Origin of the sequence: Sphingobacterium psychroaquaticum (assembly GCF_004421025.1) — a bacterium.
GTDB classification, from domain to species: domain Bacteria; phylum Bacteroidota; class Bacteroidia; order Sphingobacteriales; family Sphingobacteriaceae; genus Sphingobacterium; species Sphingobacterium psychroaquaticum.
Genome location: NZ_CP038029.1, coordinates 794820 through 815738, shown reverse-complemented (window position 1 = coordinate 815738; position 20919 = coordinate 794820). Strand labels below are relative to the sequence as shown.

24 protein-coding genes are annotated in these 20919 nt (G+C 40.9%); 10 read left to right on the top strand and 14 right to left on the bottom strand.

From position 1 onward, the window contains the following. Window positions 1–3: 3 nt before the first annotated feature. The 6 genes from E2P86_RS03420 to E2P86_RS03395 form a co-directional block, all read right to left on the bottom strand. Entirely contained in the window at window positions 4–276 is a 273-nt protein-coding gene (locus E2P86_RS03420) for a hypothetical protein (protein ID WP_085472124.1), read from the bottom strand. Window positions 277–311: 35 nt separating this feature from the next. Beyond that, window positions 312–998, bottom strand: a complete 687-nt coding sequence (locus E2P86_RS03415; protein WP_085472125.1) for an RluA family pseudouridine synthase — start codon at window positions 996–998, stop codon at window positions 312–314. Window positions 999–1010: 12 nt separating this feature from the next. Further along, on the bottom strand, window positions 1011–2000 hold the full coding sequence (locus E2P86_RS03410; RefSeq protein WP_085472126.1) for an MlaD family protein: 990 nt from the start codon (window positions 1998–2000) through the stop codon (window positions 1011–1013). Window positions 2001–2006: 6 nt separating this feature from the next. Then, window positions 2007–2780 carry an ABC transporter ATP-binding protein gene (locus E2P86_RS03405; protein WP_085472127.1) on the bottom strand — a complete coding sequence of 258 codons (774 nt, stop codon included), beginning with the start codon at window positions 2778–2780 and terminating at the stop codon, window positions 2007–2009. 6 nt (window positions 2781–2786) lie between these two features. Next, window positions 2787–3545, bottom strand: coding sequence for an MlaE family ABC transporter permease (locus tag E2P86_RS03400; RefSeq protein WP_085472128.1), 759 nt, complete (start codon window positions 3543–3545; stop codon window positions 2787–2789). A gap of 203 nt (window positions 3546–3748) precedes the next feature. Next, entirely contained in the window at window positions 3749–4759 is a 1011-nt protein-coding gene (locus E2P86_RS03395; protein WP_085472129.1) for a D-alanine--D-alanine ligase, read from the bottom strand. A 205-nt stretch (window positions 4760–4964) separates the two neighbouring features. Between E2P86_RS03395 and E2P86_RS03390 the strand changes: the two genes are divergently transcribed. The 7 genes from E2P86_RS03390 (at window position 4965) to E2P86_RS03360 (ending at window position 11811) form a co-directional block, all read left to right on the top strand. Continuing rightward, window positions 4965–5720 (top strand): PASTA domain-containing protein, encoded by a 756-nt coding sequence (locus E2P86_RS03390; RefSeq protein WP_085472130.1) that lies wholly within the window; start codon window positions 4965–4967, stop codon window positions 5718–5720. A gap of 16 nt (window positions 5721–5736) precedes the next feature. Next, entirely contained in the window at window positions 5737–6780 is a 1044-nt protein-coding gene (gene mltG, locus E2P86_RS03385) for an endolytic transglycosylase MltG (RefSeq protein ID WP_134430767.1), read from the top strand. Window positions 6781–6846: 66 nt separating this feature from the next. Beyond that, window positions 6847–7254, top strand: coding sequence for an acyl-CoA thioesterase (locus tag E2P86_RS03380; RefSeq protein WP_085472132.1), 408 nt, complete (start codon window positions 6847–6849; stop codon window positions 7252–7254). 3 nt (window positions 7255–7257) lie between these two features. Beyond that, window positions 7258–8241 (top strand): YihY/virulence factor BrkB family protein, encoded by a 984-nt coding sequence (locus tag E2P86_RS03375; RefSeq protein WP_085472133.1) that lies wholly within the window; start codon window positions 7258–7260, stop codon window positions 8239–8241. A gap of 94 nt (window positions 8242–8335) precedes the next feature. Continuing rightward, window positions 8336–10270 (top strand): 30S ribosomal protein S1, encoded by a 1935-nt coding sequence (gene rpsA, locus E2P86_RS03370; RefSeq protein ID WP_085472134.1) that lies wholly within the window; start codon window positions 8336–8338, stop codon window positions 10268–10270. Between the two features lie 153 nt (window positions 10271–10423). Further along, on the top strand, window positions 10424–11239 hold the full coding sequence (locus E2P86_RS03365) for a metallophosphoesterase family protein (protein ID WP_159451821.1): 816 nt from the start codon (window positions 10424–10426) through the stop codon (window positions 11237–11239). Continuing rightward, entirely contained in the window at window positions 11239–11811 is a 573-nt protein-coding gene (locus E2P86_RS03360; protein ID WP_085472136.1) for a hypothetical protein, read from the top strand. The genes E2P86_RS03365 and E2P86_RS03360 overlap by 1 nt, the downstream gene beginning before the upstream one ends. Before the next feature lie 16 nt (window positions 11812–11827). Here the strand turns inward: E2P86_RS03360 and E2P86_RS03355 are convergent, their stop codons facing one another. Both E2P86_RS03355 and gyrB read right to left on the bottom strand, forming a co-directional pair. Then, window positions 11828–12709, bottom strand: a complete 882-nt coding sequence (locus E2P86_RS03355) for a pirin family protein (RefSeq protein ID WP_085472137.1) — start codon at window positions 12707–12709, stop codon at window positions 11828–11830. A gap of 92 nt (window positions 12710–12801) precedes the next feature. Then, window positions 12802–14760, bottom strand: a complete 1959-nt coding sequence (gene gyrB, locus E2P86_RS03350; RefSeq protein ID WP_085472491.1) for a DNA topoisomerase (ATP-hydrolyzing) subunit B — start codon at window positions 14758–14760, stop codon at window positions 12802–12804. A 198-nt stretch (window positions 14761–14958) separates the two neighbouring features. Here gyrB and E2P86_RS03345 point away from each other — a divergent pair, with 198 nt between their 5' ends. Together E2P86_RS03345 and E2P86_RS03340 are read left to right on the top strand one after the other, a co-directional pair. Continuing rightward, window positions 14959–15582, top strand: a complete 624-nt coding sequence (locus E2P86_RS03345) for an OmpH family outer membrane protein (RefSeq protein ID WP_134430764.1) — start codon at window positions 14959–14961, stop codon at window positions 15580–15582. A gap of 325 nt (window positions 15583–15907) precedes the next feature. Beyond that, entirely contained in the window at window positions 15908–16810 is a 903-nt protein-coding gene (locus E2P86_RS03340) for a CorA family divalent cation transporter (RefSeq protein WP_085472138.1), read from the top strand. 10 nt (window positions 16811–16820) lie between these two features. Here E2P86_RS03340 and tsaB read toward each other — a convergent pair whose 3' ends face one another. From tsaB to mscL, 5 genes are all read right to left on the bottom strand, one after another. Further along, window positions 16821–17510 (bottom strand): tRNA (adenosine(37)-N6)-threonylcarbamoyltransferase complex dimerization subunit type 1 TsaB, encoded by a 690-nt coding sequence (tsaB, locus tag E2P86_RS03335; RefSeq protein ID WP_134430761.1) that lies wholly within the window; start codon window positions 17508–17510, stop codon window positions 16821–16823. Between the two features lie 9 nt (window positions 17511–17519). Beyond that, window positions 17520–17774 (bottom strand): membrane protein insertion efficiency factor YidD, encoded by a 255-nt coding sequence (gene yidD, locus E2P86_RS03330; RefSeq protein WP_085472140.1) that lies wholly within the window; start codon window positions 17772–17774, stop codon window positions 17520–17522. Continuing rightward, window positions 17737–18144, bottom strand: coding sequence for a ribonuclease P protein component (locus tag E2P86_RS03325; RefSeq protein ID WP_240775570.1), 408 nt, complete (start codon window positions 18142–18144; stop codon window positions 17737–17739). Before E2P86_RS03325 ends, yidD begins: the two co-directional genes overlap by 38 nt. A gap of 52 nt (window positions 18145–18196) precedes the next feature. After that, window positions 18197–18355 carry a 50S ribosomal protein L34 gene (gene rpmH, locus E2P86_RS03320; protein WP_075991291.1) on the bottom strand — a complete coding sequence of 53 codons (159 nt, stop codon included), beginning with the start codon at window positions 18353–18355 and terminating at the stop codon, window positions 18197–18199. Between the two features lie 119 nt (window positions 18356–18474). Further along, a complete protein-coding gene (mscL, locus tag E2P86_RS03315) occupies window positions 18475–18882 on the bottom strand; it encodes a large-conductance mechanosensitive channel protein MscL (RefSeq protein ID WP_085472142.1) in 408 nt (135 codons plus the stop codon). A gap of 205 nt (window positions 18883–19087) precedes the next feature. Between mscL and E2P86_RS03310 the strand changes: the two genes are divergently transcribed. Beyond that, a complete protein-coding gene (locus E2P86_RS03310; RefSeq protein ID WP_085472143.1) occupies window positions 19088–19735 on the top strand; it encodes a response regulator transcription factor in 648 nt (215 codons plus the stop codon). A gap of 31 nt (window positions 19736–19766) precedes the next feature. Here E2P86_RS03310 and E2P86_RS03305 read toward each other — a convergent pair whose 3' ends face one another. After that, window positions 19767–20906 (bottom strand): sugar phosphate isomerase/epimerase family protein, encoded by a 1140-nt coding sequence (locus E2P86_RS03305; RefSeq protein ID WP_085472144.1) that lies wholly within the window; start codon window positions 20904–20906, stop codon window positions 19767–19769. Window positions 20907–20919 lie beyond the last annotated feature (13 nt).

Genomic DNA, 20919 nt, shown 5'->3' with positions numbered 1-20919 from the left:
GTTTTATTTTTCGAAAGGAGATACCTGTTTTGCGGAATGATTTTTTCTGTATTTTTTATACCACAAAATACCTATTCCAACAGCAATAAGGTAGGGAATCGCCAATAGAAACAGAATTCCGTCATTCAGACCCTTCCCTTGTGTATTACCATTTGTAGCACTATTTTCAGCATTTAATGAACACATAGCACATTGTGCAGAAACTTCAGTCACGAAGAACACACTCACCAAAACGGTCATACAGACCGCAATAACAAAAAGATACTTCGATTTCATATCACAAAGGTACTTATTTTTGTATAGAGTACGCCTTACAACAACACATTAAACTTTTCCCAAAAGCCATCATGTGGAAGCTCGGCAACGATCGTCATCTTTTCATCCTTTACCGGATGGTTAAAGGTCAGCGACCTGGAATGTAAACAAATGGAACGGCGTAAACTTCCTCGTGGATAACCGTATTTATTATCTCCCACAATAGGGCATTCCATATACGCAAGTTGGCAACGGATTTGGTGCGTGCGCCCTGTCAATGGAGTTACCTTCAACAAATAGTAACCATCCAGCTCTCCCACAACCTCATAATCGAGCTGCGCAAAACTACCGCCTTTCACTTCCCGATCATAAGCTTTAGTTATCATCTTCTTGCGATCCCGCAAAAGCCAATTCTTTAAGGTATCGGCCTGCTTAGGTGGACGGTTACGAACAACGGCCAAATAGCTTTTAGATACGTCCCGATCATGAAACATCCGGTTCATCCGGTCTAATGCTTTACTCGTCTTCGCAAAAAGAATCATGCCGCTCACCGGACGGTCTAATCGATGAATTACACCGAGAAATGCCGCATTCGGTTTATTATATTTTTCCGCCAGATACTCTTTCACCATATCTTCCAGCGACTTATCCCCTGTCGTATCTTCTTGAACAATATCACCTGCCCGCTTATTGATTGCAATCAGGTGGTTGTCCTCGTATATGACGTCCTTGTCTGTTATCATTAATCGTTCCTTCTAGTTAACAGCTTTCAGCGCCTTCTCTTGTTCTTTTAGCTGTTTCTTAAAGTAACCTCGGAACAAGAAATTGCTCTGCAATGCCTTCATATTTTCATCCAGCTTCGCCGTACTTGCGTTTAAGTTATTCAAGATCGCTTTGATTTCGACCGCTGTTGCCGGGTCATTTAACAAGACCCCAACCGCGTTGTCTTTATCATTCAACCGTTTCGAGGTTTCATTCAAATTAGACATCAAAGCCGTTGCGGTCTGCGTCACACCTTGTAGTTGTGCAGCCGACTGACGTAGGCTAGCAAATACCTCCGTATCTGTCGTTAAATCGTGAATTAACCCTTGGTTTCCATTCAGCTTGGTCATCAATGCGGCTAAGTTGGCCGTAGCTTTATTTGCATCGCTCATTACTTTATTTAATGAGCCAACAGATCCTTTTAAAGATTCTGCAATAGTAGAATCCGTCAACAACGCGCCAACCGTACCTTTTCCCTCCACCATTTGCTTGGAAAGAATAGCAAAATTCTTCGTAATCTCGACCAAATTCTCATTGTTGGCCTGTAGCGTTGCAAACATCGCCTCCGTATCCGTACCATTCACCGACTTAATCACGTCGCCGTCCTTAATCGGAGGTACACGATCCGTCCCCCCAACCAAACTCACGATCGCATTACCGATAAGACCATCGGAACCCAGTTTCGCGTTCACATCTTCACGAATAAATTCGCTAGACTTCTCTTCGATATGCATAACGACTTTAACATCGTCGATACTTTGGAATGTAATCTCTTTAATGATTCCGACTTTAACACCGGAAAACCATACATTATTTCCAACTTTTAAGCCCTTAACGTCCTTAAAAAAAGTAGTTATCACGAGGTTTTTACTAAACTTATTCTGTTGTGTCCCCAAAACCAAAATTCCGGCAACAAGAATTATTAAACCTACTAAAACAAATAACCCGACCGTAAGCGTACGCTTTCTTTCGCTTGTACCCATATGTATTTAAACAATAAAATTATAGTCATAAAATGGTCTGACCCGTTCGTCATCCGTATCAAAAATCTCGGCAAAAGAGCCTTGTCGTTCAAATTTACCGTCCAACAACATCACCATACGATCCCCGATCATCTTCGCACAAGCCAAATCATGTGTGATAATAATCGAAGAAGTATTATAACGCTCCTGCACTTCATTAATCAACGAGTTAATATCTAAGCAAGTAATCGGATCCAATCCTGCTGTAGGCTCATCATACAACATAATATCTGGTCGTAAGATCAATGTCCGCGCAATACCAATTCGTTTCCGTTGCCCACCAGATAATTCAGACGGCATCTGGTTTATGGCACGCGACAGTCCCACGCCCTCCAACACCTCTTCCACTTCTCGATCAATCTCTGCACGCGATAGATTACGTTTATTACGGACCAATGGAAACTCTAGATTCTCACGCACCGTCATACTATCATACAAAGCACTATTCTGAAAAGAAAAACCGATGCGCTGTCTTAATGCCCTTAGCTCCTTATCTGTCAAACGGTTTACCACCTCACCGAGAACTGTAATATCTCCACGATCCGGATTCAATAACCCCGAAATAAGCTTAATTAAAACAGATTTACCCGTTCCGGAACGTCCCAAAACAACTAAATTTTCCCGATTATACAGTTTAAGATCCACATCTCTTAAAACGTGTAAATCACCAAATGATTTACTCACTTTATCAACATGGATAACAACATCATCGTAATTTATATTTGCCTTACTCTTTTCCATACGACCTTAACCTACTAATGAAAGTATCTGAACAATCAGTAACTCCTCTATAAAAACCAAGAACATCGAAGCCACTACCGCCGCGTTAGCAGCTTTCCCAACCCCTTCAGTACCCTTGGACGAATAATAACCGATGTATGAACTCGTAAAACCAATGGTAAACCCAAACACGACAGCGCGCAACACCATCGCAAATATATCTTTCGCCGCAATAGCCTCGAATACTTGTGTAAAGAAGGCCAAGAAACTTAAATCATCTTTACCAGCAATACTCAGGTAACCACCCAATAAACCAATACCTGCAACATAAAAACACAATACAGGAATCATCGTGGTCGTCGCCAAAATACGCGTAGAAACCAAAAACTTAGTCGGATTGGTTCCCGATACTTCCATCGCATCAATTTGCTCTGTCACGTTCATCGAGCTTAACTCCGCACCAATCTGTGACCCCACCTTACCGGAACCAATAAGCGCCGTTACCAACGGGGCCAAAGCACGAACAATAGCAATGGAAATCAACTTAGGCAACCACGAGGTCGCACCAAATTCCTCCAAAGAAGGTCGCGATTGTTTGGTAAAAACAAAACCTACAATAAAACCAGTTAAACTAATCAACGGAAATGACTTCCATCCTATTTCATAACACTGCCGGATAATTTCCTTAAACTCATAGGGCGGAGATACCACTTCTCTCAAGAAACGCATCATAAAGCGATGGATTCTTGCAAACTCGAGCAGTAGATTTTCTATTTTACGTTTCATTTATATTATGTAGGTAATCCTAAACACGCTTAACTCTTACTTTCCATCCTGCTAACCTAAGGATGCGCATGACCGCAATAGTTCCAGAGGATTATCGAACCTTTAATCGATAGGCGTCCATGTCCTTTGGCTGTTCGGATAGCGACCATTTTGCCGGTTCCGAGTGCCACTTCGCAGAGAAATAATCGAGCAAAGGTACAAAACTAGTCAGTATTGACCAAAGCAGCTTCTATAAGTTCTGTGTAAAAAGCAGTTTCTTTCATTCCGAAAGCACGTACTTGCTGCGGAATAAAGCTTTGCGCCGTTTGTCCAGGAATGGTGTTTATCTCAATAAAATAAAAATTGTCTGTCCCATTCTCCAGGAAAAAATCAACACGAACCATGCCTTTACAGTTTAAGCGAACAAAGATCTCCCGAATAATGCGTCCAGCCCGTTCCTGCTGCTCCACCGTCAGATCAGCTGGTGTAATTTCTTCCGTCAGTCCCGGTGTATATTTTGCTTCAAAATCGAAAAACTCACGTGTTGTCTTCACTTCGGTAGCAGGAAGCACAACGAGTTCGCCCTGCGCATTCCGGAAAATACCTTGGGAAAATTCACGGCCCGTTACAAACTCTTCCACCAACACCTCTTGCCCCGTTCCTTCCGCATCATAGGCTTTATCCAGCGCTTCCTGTAGCGCGTCAATCGTTTTAACTTTCGTCATTCCAATACTACTCCCACCAGCATTTGGTTTTACGAAATAGGGTAATTTCAAGGCATCAGTCACCATACCATAAGCTTGGGCACGCTGGCTCTCAAACAGTAAAACCGACTTCGCAGCATACATCTCAGGCACTCCTGTCAAAACCGCCTTCGTATACCCTTTATTCATGGTCAGCGCCGAGGTGAGTGCATTGCATGAGGTATACCGCAAACCGATCATATCAAAATAACCTTGTAAACGACCATCCTCACCCGGTGTTCCATGTAGAATAATAAACGCGACATCAAATGTCACTTTTTGTCCATTCTGCACAAACGAAAAATCACTTCGATCAATCGTAAAGGTTTTTCCTTCCGCATCCAGATAATACCAATCTTCTACCGTGATATGTACAGGATAAACGTCATAGCGCGCTGTATCCATCTGTGATTGTACAAAGGCGGCACTTTTTAAAGAAACCTCTGCCTCGCCGGTGTAACCTCCGGTAATTAATGCTACTTTTGTTTTCATCTATTGTTTTTTCAATGACTGATGAGAGCGTAATGTGAATGATAATAGACACCTAGGCATACTCATTTACATCTCGGTTTCATAAATTATATTAAACGAAGACAAATATAATTTGCGTTACACGGAAAAACGAATATTTTTGCTTTATAAAAAACAGATGCGTGCTTCGTTTCGCTTTTGTTTAATAACTATAACTTTTGAATAGATGTCAAAAATACTTTCGTATCTTAAGACCAGTACCTTTAGGAAGAATTTTGTTACAATCCTAGGCGTTACCATCCTTTTATTTCTATTTCTATATTTTGGACTAAAAGTATACACTAAACATGGTGATGCCATTGAAGTTCCAATCGTAAAAGGGATGCAAATTGAGCAAGCCATAGCCACATTAGAAGATGCCGGCTTAGAATACTCCTTGGACTCGGTTTATCAAATGGATATGAAGCCAGGTCTTGTTATTGAGCAGGATCCAGAAGCACGTGCCCACGTAAAAACAGGAAGAACCATCTACCTTACCTTTATTACTCAAGTATCACCCGAGGTTCCATTCCCGAATATTATTGATAAAACATTGATCGAAGCGACTGCGATTTTAAAGAACCAATCCTTAAAAATTGCGGACACGGTTTATGTATCTGATATTGCACGGGATGTTGTTCTGGATGTAAAATTCGGTGGTCAACCGTTAAAAAGTGGCCGTCTAATCGCTAAGGGTTCCAAAGTCACCTTGGTTTTAGGAAATGGTAAAGGTGAAAACGAAGTGGAAATGCCAAACCTTTTAGGCCTATCTTTATCCGAAGCAAGATTTGCACTAAGCGGTGCAGGCTTAAGTTTGGGCGGTGTTACTTATACTGGAACGATACAGGATTCCCTGGCAGCAAAAGTAATCAGCCAACTGCCCGATACATCAACCAAAGTAATTAGTATTGGTTCCCCTATTCATTTAACACTGTCTAACTAATACAGTCTCTAAACAAATGGTAGATCAGCAAAAAAGAATCCCAAAGTGGTTGAAAATAGGTGCCGCCATAGTGGCACTACTCATCGTGGTTATCGGTTGGAAAGCCTACCAGACATTTCTGGGTCCCAATATAACAGGAGACCAAAAGTATGTATTCATTCATACAGGAGATACTTACGACAAGGTCCTTAAAAAATTGGAAGGACAACACATCGTAAAAGATATCAAAAGCTTTGACCTCGTTGCCAAAGCAATGAAGTACCCGACTTTAGTAAAGCCAGGGCGTTATAAGTTGACGGAAGGAATGTCGAACCGCCAATTAATTGGCAACTTACGAGGCGGGTACCAAGAAGCCGTGAAATTTAGATTTGAAAACATCCGCCTAAAAGAGAATTTTGCGGCACTATTGGGTAAAAATTTCGAATCCGATTCGACTACATTCATCCACCTTTTGAATAATGAAAAGCTGGCCAACTCCTACGGATTTACAAAGGATAATTTCTTTACGATGTTTATTCCAAACACCTACGAAATCTATTGGAATACAGAACCAGAGAAAATCATAGCGAGGTTTCACGAGGAATATCAACGTTTTTGGAACGCTGACCGTAAACAGAAAGCAGCAGCCTTAAATTTAACCCCACAAGAAGTTAGTGTATTGGCTTCAATCGTTAAAGGAGAAGCGCTTCATAGGGACGAGATGCCCGCAATCGCTGGCCTGTACCTAAACAGATTGCGGAAAGGAATACTGTTACAAGCAGATCCGACCGTAATTTTTGCCAACAATGATTTTACCATTCGTCGTGTCTTAAATAAGCACCTCACGATAGACAATCCATACAACACATACCGTTTCAAAGGCCTGCCTCCGGGACCGATCATGCTTCCAAGCATAACATCGATCGACGCGGTCCTGAATTACAAGAAACACGAGTACATCTATATGTGTGCGAAAGACGATTTCTCCGGTTATCATAATTTTGCGGTAACACAAGCAGAGCATCTCGTAAATGCACGTAAATTCCAACAGGCGCTCGACGCCAGGAACATCAAGAAATAGCAAATAAAATTGCCCTCTTGTCGAGGGCAATTTTATTTTCCGACTTTTACTGTTTAACTTCCCGTTATGTTTACACACGAAACCCAAATACGAATACGATACGCGGAGACAGACCAAATGGGTTATGTTTATTATGGAAATTATGCCTCTTTTTACGAGGTCGCTCGGACAGAAATGTTACGAAGTACCGGCTTCTCCTATAAAGAGCTGGAAGAAATGGGTGTCATGATGCCTGTCATGGATCTGACCTGTAAGTACTACCAACCGGCACGCTACGACGACCTCATTACAATACGCACCACCATAAAGGAAAGACCCCTAGTACGACTAATGTTCGAATATGAGATATTCAATGAACAAGGTACCTTGCTCAACACGGGAAGTACGCAGCTGGTATTTGTAGATATGAAAAAAAATCGTCCTTGCAAAGCACCTCAGATTTTTCAAGATAAGATGGACGCCTTTTTTGGGTAACGAATGCAGAAAAAATTACACGACACCCTCCTCCAATTTAAATACTATGATCGATTTATAGAATGGACCAAGGTTACTGTTGTGCCTGGATTCGGCTCGTTACCGCTATACACCGTTTTCAGTTTTTTCTTCCAAGAAATATCGCGGGATTCCATTGTTAACAAAGCCTCCTCCCTGGCCTACAATTTTATGTTAGCGCTATTCCCGGGTATACTTTTTCTATTTACACTAATCCCCTATATCCCGATTAATAATTTTCAGCAGAAGTTACTCGACCTGTTGCAAGTAGCGCTCCCACACAATGCGTATGACTTTTTACAGACTACGCTGGAGGATATTATCAAAAACCAAAACTCAGGACTCCTCTCTATCGGTTTCTTGCTAGCGACCTTTTTTGCCACAAACGGGATGACGACACTGATGTTTGCCTTTAACAAGGCAGCCCTGGCAAAGGAAAAACGATCTTGGTTAAAAAAGCGAGGAACTGCTTTGGCCCTCTCTTTCGGAATAGTCCTCGCATTGGTTATCGGCATAACAATATTTACCGTTACCGGCTTTGTCATTAACTACTTAAAAACACATATTGATTATGATTTAGCCTGGTTTTGGCGTTTCATAATTGGTCTATCCCGTTGGGTAGTTCTATTCAGCATCTACTTTTTTACCGTCAGTATGCTCTATAAATTTGCGCCCAGTGATTCTAAAAAATGGAAATTTTTAAATGCTGGAGCCAGCTTAGCCACCATATTGGCTATCTTGACCTTCACAGGCTTCACGTTCTACATCAATAACTTTGGAGCCTATAATAAACTATACGGCTCCATTGGAACCTTGATCGTCGTTATGATCTGGATGTATCTTAATTCCTTGATCTTATTAATTGGTTTTGAGCTCAATGCAGCTATTGCGCTCTCCAAACAAAGTGTTAAGATTGTGAAACCCCGAACATACAATGCATTCAAACAAGAAAACACCCCGAAAGATTAGTCAAATATTTTTTTTCCACTTAATCTCTTGTATATAAAAGTTTTTCGTATTTTTGCAGTCCCTACAATGTGGGGAAAAGGAGATTAATTAATTAATGGCAAAAAAACAAGAAGCAGAAAAAGAGTTAGCGGCGAAAAACGCAGAGCTACAAGGTGCTGACACTAAAGTAGTGAAAGACACTGAACAAATTGAATCTGAAGCAGATTCAAACCTGATCGACCAGATCAAATCAAACGCATGGAGTACTCCAGAAGGTGACTTTGATTGGGATCTTGATGAAAAAGCTTTCGGTAGCTACAGCGATGCTGAGCGTACCAAATTAGAAGAGCAATACGCAGGTACTTTCAACCAAATCAACCAAGGTGAAATTATCGAAGGTGTTGTTGTTTCTATCAACAACAAAGATGTTGTTTTGAACGTTGGTTTTAAATCAGACGGTCTTGTAGCATTATCTGAGTTCCGTGACTTACCTGACTTAAAAGTTGGTGATACAGTTGACGTATTTGTAGAATCACAAGAAGATGCAAACGGTCAATTGATTTTATCACGCAAACGTGCTAAAACACAAAAATCTTGGGAAACAATCAATGCGGCTTTAGAGAATGACACAATCATCGATGGTTTTGTTAAATCTCGTACTAAAGGTGGTTTGATCGTTGACATCAAAGGTGTAGAAGCTTTCTTACCTGGATCTCAAATCGATATCAAACCAATCCGTGATTACGATATCTATGTAGGTAAAACTATGGAATTCAAAGTGGTAAAAATTAACCACGAATTCAAAAACGTAGTAGTTTCTCACAAAGTATTGATCGAGGACGATTTAGAAAACCAAAAATCAGAAATCGTTTCGAAACTAGAGAAAGGTCAAGTATTAGAAGGTACGGTTAAAAATATTACTGACTTCGGTGTGTTCATCGATTTAGGTGGTGTTGATGGTCTACTTCACATTACGGATATCTCTTGGGGTCGTATCGAGCATCCAAAAGAAGTATTAGCGTTAGATCAAACGATCAACGTGGTAGTTTTGGATTTCGACGACGAGAAAAAACGTATCGCTTTAGGTTTAAAACAATTATCAGAGCACCCTTGGGAATCTTTAAGCCAAGATCTAGTAGTTGGTTCTAAAGTTAAAGGTAAAATCGTAACAGTTGCTGATTACGGTGCTTTCTTAGAAATCATCCCTGGAGTTGAAGGTTTAATCCACGTTTCTGAAATGTCTTGGTCACAAAACTTACGTTCTCCACAAGAGTTCTTAAAAGTTGGTGATGAGATCGAAGCTGAAGTATTAACTTTAGATCGCGAAGAGCGTAAAATGAGTTTAGGTATCAAACAATTGACTCCTGACCCTTGGAAAAACATCACAGAGCGTTACCCAGTAGGTTCTAAACAAAATGCTGTTGTTAAAAACATGACTAACTTCGGTGTTTTCGTTGAACTAGAAGACGGTATCGATGGATTGATCCACATCTCTGACTTATCTTGGTCTAAGAAAATCAACCACCCTAACGAATTCACTAAAGTTGGTGAAAGCTTAGACGTAGTTGTATTAGAACTTGACGAAGAAAACCGCAAACTTTCTTTAGGTCACAAACAACTAGAAGAAAACCCTTGGGATACATTCGAAACCATCTTCACAGAAGGTTCAGTACACGAAGGAACAGTAATCAAAGTTGGTGACAAAGGTGATATCGTAGCTTTACAATACGGTGTTGAAGGCTTCTGCCCGAACAAACACTCTGTAAAAGAAGACGGTTCTCCATTGAAAGTTGACGAAGTTGCTGAATTCAAAATCATCGAGTTCAACAAAGAGAACAAGCGTTTGGTTATCTCTCACTCACGTATCTGGGAAGACCAAAAAGCAGAAGCTCGTATCGAAGAGTTCAATGCACGTAAAAAAGAAGCCAAAGCAGCTAACTCTGCTGTGAAAAAAGTAAAAGACTCTGTGGAGAAATCTACTTTAGGTGACTTAGATGTATTAGCTCAATTGAAAGAGCAAATGGAAGGTGACGAAAAAAAATCTAAATAAGTAGATTTTCTCACATAACATTAAATCCCCAACCATACCGGTTGGGGATTTTTTTTGTCATAAAAAACAAACTGACCTTTTGATTACATTAGTCAGTTAATAAATTTTTAACATTGCATGTCTTTAGCGCGTAAACAATAAAGTATGTATGTAATGAAACGATATTCAGGCTTCCTCCTCTTATTTCTTATTGTCTTTTTAACAATATCCTGCAAACGAAATTTCCAATATTCTGTCCTCGAAGTACGGCCATTGGCCAAAAACCTCAATGCCAAAGCACTCGAACAGATCCGACAATTACCCCAGAAAGATACATTCAGCTTTCTAGTCATTTCCGACACACAGATTGCCTACGATGAGCTACAACGCTTCGTCAAGCATGCAAACAAACTAGATGACCGGGATCAGATCGCCTTCGTTTTGCACGGCGGCGATTTTACGGACTATGGAGCCAATTTCGAATACAACCTATACTACGATGACATCAAAAAACTAAAGCTCCCTGTGGTCGGGGTAATAGGCAACCACGACATGCTCGGAAACGGCCGAGAGATCTACGCACAAATGTTCGGCCCAGAAAACTTTTCATTTATATATGGCAAAAACAAATTCATTTTCTTCAATTCCAACTCACGGGAAGTTGCCTTTGATGGTTCCGTACCAGACCTAGGTTGGATTGAAAAAGAAATAAAGAACACAACAGCTGATGTCGAAAACTTATTCTTCATATCGCACGTAGCTCCCTTTGTTTATGATTTTGACCAAACCAAAACAGAAGATTTAGCTCGGATGTTATCCAGCAGCACGAAGTCACGTCTCTCCATACACGGACATACGCATAGTTATCAGCTGGAAAAACCATTCGAAGATCAATTCCCCTACCTAACTGTACCAACGCTGCAAAAGCGATCCTACGTTAAAATAACTGTCCAGGGACAAACAATCACGCATCAACAAATTAATTACTAATGAAGATCCTGACGCTATTTTTAAGCACGCTACTTTCCATATTACACGTATCTGCACAAACCAAAGACAGCACATTCCTCTATAAAATAATGCCGCACAATGTAAAAATTCAACATGCGGGTAATATTGGTATGTTCTCCGTCGGCTTCGGTTACCAGTCGCCCAATAAGAAATGGAAAGGGGATTTCATGTATGGTATCGTACCGCCAAAATATGCCGACAAGGCGATTCATTCCATAACATTAAAGGGGAAATTTGCGCCAATCAATAAAACCTATACCCCCGATGTATCAGTCAATTGGCTGAATACAGGCTTATGGGTGAGCCGTGCATTAGGCAGCAAATACTTCAGAGGATTGCCAGACTATTACGATGATGGTTATTATTACTTCTCTACAGCAATGCATATTGGCGTATTTGTAGGAAGCGAAGTAAAATATAAAAAAATAGGCTTTTATTACGAGGTGGGCACCACAGAGAAACACATCATTAATTATGTAAAAAACACCGGATCGATACAGCTGAACGCTATTTTCAATATCGGTATGGGCTTGGTTTATCATTTGAAATAAACCAAACCCAAGTTTTTTATTTTAAGCGACTCTCTGGCAGAGGCACATAGCCATCATCATTGATCACTTTAGGGAAAGCGTGGTTGCGCCAATCCTCTTTTGCTTTCTCAATGGTCTCCTTACTCGTGGCCACAAAATTCCAGGAGATATACCGTTCTTCCGGAAAAGGGGTTCCACCAAAGATATACACCGAGGTGTTAGGCTTCATCGTGAAGGTACATAAGCTCGCGTCCTTCGTAATCAAAATCTGCTTAGGCCCATATTCATGCGTTTGATTAACAACGGCACCTTCCAGAATATACAGACCACTTTCTCCAAAAAGCTCACTGCCGATATCGACAACACGTTCCTCTGTTGTTTTAAGTTCCAACATATACAGCGGCGAATAAACAGGTACACCCGAACGCTTGCCAAAGATTTCACCTGCTATTAGGCGATAACTGACACCATCCTCTGTCCAGTGCGGAATATCCTTTTCTTCGATATGGTAAAACTCTGGCTCCATAAACTCCAACTCCTTCGGCAAAGCTACCCATATCTGTAAGCCATGCATAAATTTATCCTTTTGTCGCAAACGTTCCGGCGTACGCTCGGAGTGTGTTACCCCTTTTCCTGCCGTCATCCAGTTTACCGCTCCAGGCTGGATTTCAATCTCAGTGCCTATACTATCACGATGCATCATAGCACCATCAAAGAGATACGTCAACGTCGACAATCCAATATGCGGATGGGGGCCAATATCAATATTCTGATGATCGGCCAAGCACGCCGGTCCCATATGGTCAATAAAAACAAAAGGTCCGATCGAACGCTTTTGTCGAAAAGGCAGTAATCTACCGACTAGGAAATTTCCAATATCCGCAGCCGTTTCTTCATGTATAAAATCAATATTCGACATAAAAACTCCATTTACTAAATACTACAAGTTACTAATAAAAAAACCAATCTTTTTGGGATTGGTTTTTTATATTGTTATAAAAGAGTCAAAAACTAGACGTCAATTTTCGCGTAGCGCGCATTGCGTTCGATAAACTCACGACGTGGTGCAACCTCATCTCCCATTAACATGGAGAATATACGATCACATTCTGCCGCGTTCTGGATGGTCACCTGACGTAAGGTACGGTGCTCCGGATCCATAGTCGTCTGCCACAATTGCTCGGCGTTCATCTCTCCAAGACCTTTATAGCGCTGTACATGTACAGAATCTTCTTTACCCGCACCCTTCAAACGCTGGATAGCAGCAATGCGTTGATCCTCATTCCATGCATACTCAAACTCTCTACCCTTCTTCACCATATATAACGGTGGGGTTGCGATGTATACATAACCACGCTCAATAAGCTCCTTCATGTAGCGGAAATAGAATGTCAGAATAAGGGTCGCAATGTGCGATCCATCGACATCGGCATCCGTCATGATTACAATCTTGTGGTAACGTAATTTATCTAGATTAAGCGCTTTGGAATCTTCTGCCGTCCCTACACTTACACCAAGCGCAGTAAACATATTTTTGATCTCTTCATTTTCGTAGATCTTATGCTCCATCGCTTTCTCAACGTTTAAGATCTTACCTCGAAGCGGCATAATCGCTTGGAAGCGGCGGTCACGACCTTGCTTAGCCGTTCCTCCCGCGGAATCCCCCTCGACGAAGAATATCTCACATTTTTCTGGATCATTGTCAGAACAGTCAGCTAGCTTACCAGGTAATCCTGAACCGCCCATTACTGTTTTACGCTGCACCAATTCACGAGCTTTACGAGCTGCTGCACGAGCCTGCGCCGCAATAACAACCTTTTGTACGATCGCTTTTGCTTCACGCGGGTTCTCTTCCAGGTATACACCCAAAATCTCACCTACAGCAACGTCGACAGCTCCCATAACCTCATTATTACCTAATTTGGTTTTCGTCTGTCCTTCAAACTGTGGCTCCGCAACTTTCACAGAGATTACAGCCGTCAATCCTTCACGAAAGTCATCACCGGTAATATCTACTTTTAAGTTTTTCAATAACCCCGATTTGTCGGCATAAGCTTTAAGCGTACGCGTCAAACCACGACGGAAACCAGCAACGTGCGTTCCGCCTTCAATGGTATTGATATTGTTCACATAAGAGTGCACATTCTCTGCGTATGTATCGTTGTACTGCAAAGCTAACTCCACAGGGATACCTTGCTTGATACCTTCTACATAAATTGGCTCAGGAATAAGGGAATGTCTTGTGCCGTCCAAGAACTTTACAAACTCTTGAAGACCACCTTCTGAGTAAAACTCATCCGATTTCTTCGTTCCATCTTCCAATAGCTCACGCTCATCAGTCAACGTCAGGCGCACTCCTTTATTCAAGAAAGCAAGCTCACGTAAACGATTTGCTAAGGTATCGTAATTGTATACCGTAGTCATGGTAAAGATCTCCGGATCCGGACGGAAGGTTACAATCGTACCCGTGATATCACTCGTTCCGATCTCCTTCACATCATATTGTGGTTTACCTTTTTCGTACTCCTGTTGGAATATTTTTCCTTCACGGTGCACGACAGCAGACAAGTGTGTGGAAAGTGCGTTCACACAGGATACCCCCACACCATGCAGACCACCAGACACCTTATAGGTGTCTTTATCAAATTTACCACCGGCATGGAGAATTGTCATAACCAATTCCAACGCCGATTTGTTTTCTTTCTTATTAATTCCGGTCGGAATACCCCTTCCGTTATCTTTTACAGAGACCGAATTATCTTCATGAATCGTCACAAAGATATCCGTACAATATCCTGCTACGGCCTCATCAATAGAGTTATCAACAACCTCGTATACCAAGTGGTGCAAGCCTTTGATACCTGTATCACCAATATACATGGAAGGTCTTTTACGTACTGCTTCTAGCCCCTCTAAAACCTGGATATTATCCGCTGAATACGTTGATGGATTTTTCTTTTCTTCGCTCATGTAATTAAAATAAAATGAGTACTGTTTAACATTCAAATATACGAAATTTTTAGCTAAAAACCCAATATTTAGCACCTAAAATAGCAACGACCTCGCCACTAAAAAAAGGAGCAAAAACACAAGAATTATCATGGGAAATGCAGAAAATTCAATTTATTTATATTAGGTTTGTTTCTTTAAATGGAAAAACTAAAAACAATGAATAAACTATTTACAACCTTATCAAAAGTATCCTTGGGAGTTATGGTGACTTTAAGTGTCGTTGCCTGTAACCAAAATGCAAAAACGGGCGCTAACAATGCGAGCGACTCAACAGTTTCCCCATCTTCTACGACTGCCAAAGAAGAAAAGATTGTATACATCAATTCGGACTCATTGTCTGAAAAATATGTTTATTTCAAAGATATCAGAGCTAAACTAGAGGGCAAGGTAAAGAAAGCACAAAGCGACTTACAAGCTAAAGGGCAAGCGTTCCAACGCGAAGTGGCAGAATACCAACAAAAAGCAGGCTCTATGAGTGCTTCTGAGCGTCAGGCAACAGAAGAGAAATTAGCACGCAAACAAGATGAACTAGGTCGCTTGGATCAAAATGCATCTGCATCGATCCAACAAGATGAATCGGCCGAATTCAACAACGTATACAACGCGATTACGGAGTACTTGAAGAAACATGCAAAAGAAAATGGTTACACGTTGGTATTAACATACTCGAAAACAAACCCAACGGTATTGTATGCTGATTCTAAATTAGACATCACAAATGATGTGATTGATGCGCTAAACAAAGAGTACAGCAGCAAAAAATCAGCAGAAAAGAAATAATAACGACACGTATCGTTCTATAAAAAGGAGGCTCTTAGGAAGCCTCCTTTTTTATTGCCGTAACGCTAGCGCGAGCCTGCCTGCGATAGGCAGGTTTTCAACTCGTGCTCTTTGTAATCTAGGACACGAGCTACAAGCTCGCGCCAGCGGTAGGTAAAATCGTACCAGCGATAAGCCTTGAGCCTACGGTAGGATATCACACGAAGCTTGTCGAAGTGTTACCGGAGGCGCAACGCAAGACCTTATCCCTTTGGATCTCGCTTAATTTATTTGCTTTTATAGCAATTGATTAATACCTTGTCCTATATTTTTCGGAACAAGTTCTATGGTAAAAACAATTTTAGACAAGACAATCACACCTTTCTACTGGATCGATGTTGTTAATCCAACACACGCAGAAATGGATGAGCTGAAGGTGCGATTCAAACTGAATGAGGCTTCTATAAACGATTGTTTTCAGACCGGTCAGTTACCTAAAATTGAAGAATTTGACAACTACTATTTCCTAATAATTCGCTCAATTCCAGCTGAATTCGACGATTTTGCAGACACCCTTACCGAGATAACAGAACGTATATCTGTATTCTTTAGCGAAAAATTTGTCATTACTGTCCACCGTACAGAAGTTCATTACCTAAAAAAAATAGAGGAACACTTCTCGCCAACAAAGCTAAACTCAAGCAAACTCTTTATTAATCACCTGACCTCGGAAGCGCTCAAAACATTCGAAAGTTTAGTAATAGATAAACTGAACAACCAATTAGACCGCTATGAAGAGGTCGTCTTTATGCAAAGACGAAAGAAAGATTTCTTACAACAGCTATACTACATCAAACGACAGGTAGACCACGTTCGAATTATCTTGACACTGTATAAGGACATTGTTGATTTCTTTCATCTTTCGGCCTTCAAAAATGTCTACACCCAGGACCTTAAAGATTTATATGGCCGTTCTGCTGCGCTTTATCGTAATATATCAGAAAATACAGCGCAACTGCTCAACATCTATTTCAACATTGAATCCAACCACACAAACGACATTATGCGAACCTTAACGATTATATCGGTTTTCTTTATGCCGTTAACTTTCATCGTGGGGGTCTACGGCATGAACTTTACCCATATGCCCGAATTGGAATGGTACTACGGCTACCCAGCTATTATGATTACCATGGCGCTTTTAGCCTTGATTATCTTCTATTGGTTTAAGCGAAAAAACTGGCTTTAATGCGAGTCAACTACATCCTTTTTTTAGGGGTCGATGCAATAAAATCTTTTAAATAAAAAGGCTCGAAATATATTAAGTCTTCGAATTCTTGCTGGAGGAATTTAGTATAGGAAAGCGTGGACAGATATTCCGCTGAATTTTGAAAACCTGTTGATACAGTAACCGAAGGCACCGCTTGAAATAGCCCCTCAAACTTATCGGCCCCTGTTCCGAAGAGCACAACCTGCCCCATTTCTACAAAAGAAGTTTCATCTATAATTTGCGCCGACGTTGGTGTTTTTAACACGCCTTGATCATCATAGATCGCCATATATACCTCCATCCGACGGGCGTCAATCATCGGCACCACAACAGTCCCGCTATCCACACCATTCTGCGTTAAAAATCCGGCAGCCATGGCATCCAATGTATTCAATGCCAACAACGGAATATCCAAAGCATAACACAAACCCTTTGCCGTAGAAACACCGATCCGAAGTCCGGTATATGATCCAGGTCCCATACTCACTGCGATAGCACCGAGGTCGGCCATCGTAATCCCTGCTTTTTGCAGTACTTGCTCAATAAATAGCGTAAGGTGACTAGCGTGCATATTAGCTTCTTCACCTTGAACAGCACTGATTGTCGCACCGTTTTTACTAATAGCGACAGCACAAGTCGGTGTCGCAGTTTCTATTTGCAGAATGTAAATATCTTTCATGTAACAAAATTACGGGACAGGATCATGTCCATGTCCGCCCCAAGGGTTGCAACTAAGAATTCGACGAATAGCAAGCCATCCCCCTTTAAAAGGGCCATACTTTATAATTGCTTCCTTACCATATTGTGAGCATGTTGGCGTATAGCGACAATTTGCCCCTAAAAAAGGAGAAATAAAAAGTTGATAAAACCGAATGATTAATAGAAACAACCACTTAAGCGGTTGCTTAATCAGGTTTTCCCAAATAGCTGTTAGTAATTTCATCCTTTAATTTAGTGATCGTGAGCCCCATCCGTTCATACATATATACATACGGAAGCTGCTCTTTTCCGACATACTGAAAAGCAACAAGCAAATTTAAGGAATGTTCTTGGAGAAACAAGTAGAGTTCCTCTTTTTGCAAACGAAAGGCTTCACGCATACGCCTTTTAACAGCATTACGATCTACAGCACGCTTGAACCGTCTCTTCGAAACAGAAAGGATACTCTGGGCAGGGGAAACATGGTCTTCCGAAGGTTTAGGTTGGAAGACGATACGATAGGGATATAAAACAAAAGAAAAACTATTATGGAAAAGATCATCAATTAACCTTTTACTGCATAATCGTTCTTCTTTTGTGAATGTTTTACCCATAATGACTTTTCGCCAGCTAACTTGCTCGGAAATTAGTCAACGGTAAACAATATTAACCTTTGTGACGGTACTCGTCAGACACAGTTAGGCGTTTTCTACCTTTAGCTCTACGAGAAGCCAATACTCTTCTTCCGTTAGCTGAACTCATACGCTCTCTAAAGCCGTGTTTATTTCTTCTTTTTCTTTGCGAAGGCTGAAATGTTCTTTTCATGACGCTATTATGCTTATTTTAATATTTTTTACTCAGTGAATCCCTCAACAAGGGAACGCAAAAGTACAGTTAATTTAGAACTTACACAAGTATTCTTTTAAAATATCTAGGTTTTAAACCTATTTATTTTTCAAAAGATCCCTAATCTCGGTCAACAACAACTCTTCTTTGGTTGGTGCCGGGTCAGCTGCTGGTGCAGGTTCCTCTGCTCGTTTCAGACTATTTAAACCTTTAATAACGATAAAAATACAGAAAGCAATAATCGTAAACTGAACGATAACATTAATGAAATTTCCGTAACGAATCGCTACTTCACTCGTGTTGGTTGCGGCGTTCGCCTCGGTAATAACATACTTAAAGTTAGAAAAATCTACCTTACCAATGACGATACCAATAGCAGGCATAACAAGATCATCAACCAAGGAAGTCACAATCTTACCAAATGCTCCACCAATTACAACACCGACTGCCAAGTCGATTACATTGCCGCGCATGGCGAACTCTTTAAATTCTTTTAAAAATCCCATAGTATAAGATTAAACGTTATCGATATACAAACTTATACAAAGTTGTTTTTATATGCAATAATTATTGCGTTGTAGATAAAAAACGCACAGTCAAATTATCGGCATTAAATCTTAAATAGTTTAATTGTTAGTTTTTTTACTAAATTTGTTACATGCGTGAAAATGTTAACTACATCTACTCTAAACCCGTTAATCTCGACCAGAAATGAAGAAAATATTAATTGCAGATGACCACAGTATTGTACGATTAGGCGCTTCGGTAATTATTAAGGAAAATTTCCCTACAGCTGAAGTTCATCAAGCACAAACCTACCCAGAGGTATACAATCTCTTGGGCAAGGAGGCTTTTGACCTCATCCTGTTAGACATTAATATGCCTGGAGGAAATAACATTAAAGTGATCAAGGAGATCTTGGACGTACAACCAAACATCAAAATTCTAGTCTTTTCTTCGTACGATGAGTCGCTTTACGCATTGCGCTACATCACAGCTGGAGCATGCGGATATTTGAATAAAAATACAGCGATGAGTGAGCTAAATAATGCCATCTCCAGCATCATGACGCGGGGCAAATATATGTCAGAACACGTTAAAGAATTATACATCCAAAAACTTACGTCGACAAAATCTTCATTTAACGAAAATAATCCGTTAAACAAACTCTCAAACAGAGAGGTAGATGTCGCTAAGCACCTCATTAAAGGGCTTGGTATTTTAGATGTAGCAACCCTCATGGAACTCAGCTCTTCTACAGTAAGCACCTATAAAAGTAGAATATTTGAAAAGCTCAATGTAAGCAACATCCCGGAACTTATCGAGCTATATAAGTTACACGCAAAAGAGCTTGGTTAATACCAAGCTCTTTTTTTATAAACAATCGCTATTATAACTTATCGATTGTAATCTCAGGCACTTCTTTATAAGTAGGCACAATCAACTCCTTCCCTTTCTTATACTGATACCCATGTGCCGCATCCAGATCCCATAAAAGGGGAGACAAGAAACCTATACAATTCTTAAAACCTTGATTGATGGCGTGCATATTTTGGGTATCCTTAGAATTCTTTGCTTCGTTTTCAATCTCAAACGGTCCACCAAAGCCACGTCTATGTAGCGCCCCAACAAACGCATTCCAGTCCATGTTATCCGTTCCACCAAAACCAGGCAACATCGCTTCGTAGTGATGTCTATCCCAATCGTGCTGCGGAATATCCACACCAGCCTTCTGCGCAAGATCTGCACTTACGTGCTGCATCGGATACATTCCACCCCAATCCACGCGCGCTTTAGTCTGTAAATTCCGTGTCGTTTTCACATGCACTCGTTTTAACCGGTCGATATCCATAGCTTCAATAACATCAACAGGGTTGGTATTCTGCCAGATATCATGCGATGGGTCATAGATCTCGCCGTGCGCTTTGCTCGGAATAAGCGCATACATCAACTTACGGGCCGCCAGGACAGCGGGAAGGTTATTGTATGTCGAAGAAAAACGCGAGGAGCGCCAACCTTCCATCGGGCAGTTCTCATAAACAATCGTTACACCTAAGCTTTCCGCATACTTCACAATCGGCTCAAACACTCTTTTATATTCCTCTAGATTCCGCTCAAAGCCATCAATCTGGTTTCCCAATTCATGGTTGTAACCTACAAAAGTTCCAACTTTGACATCATTGGCATCACCGCCTAATAGACTCGCAATACGAATGAGGCGTAAAAGGTGATTTTGATTTTTGATGCGCTCCGCAGGATCCCCTCCGATCATATTCTCAAATGCCCCCAAGGACAATTGAAGTCCTGCGGTATTAAATTTTTCTAGTATCTGTTTAGCTTGCTCTCCCCCGAAACCTTCGTAAGCCAGATGGGTTGCTGTATGATCCTCACGCGTTCCATCCTTACGGAATACACATAAGTCTACACCTTGCGCACCAACAGCCACAGAAGTGCTAATTAAGTCGTCCAGCGATAATTTATCATAAGCAGAGCTCATCACCCATATTGGGTTATTTAGTTTAGTTGACATATATTAGGAGTTA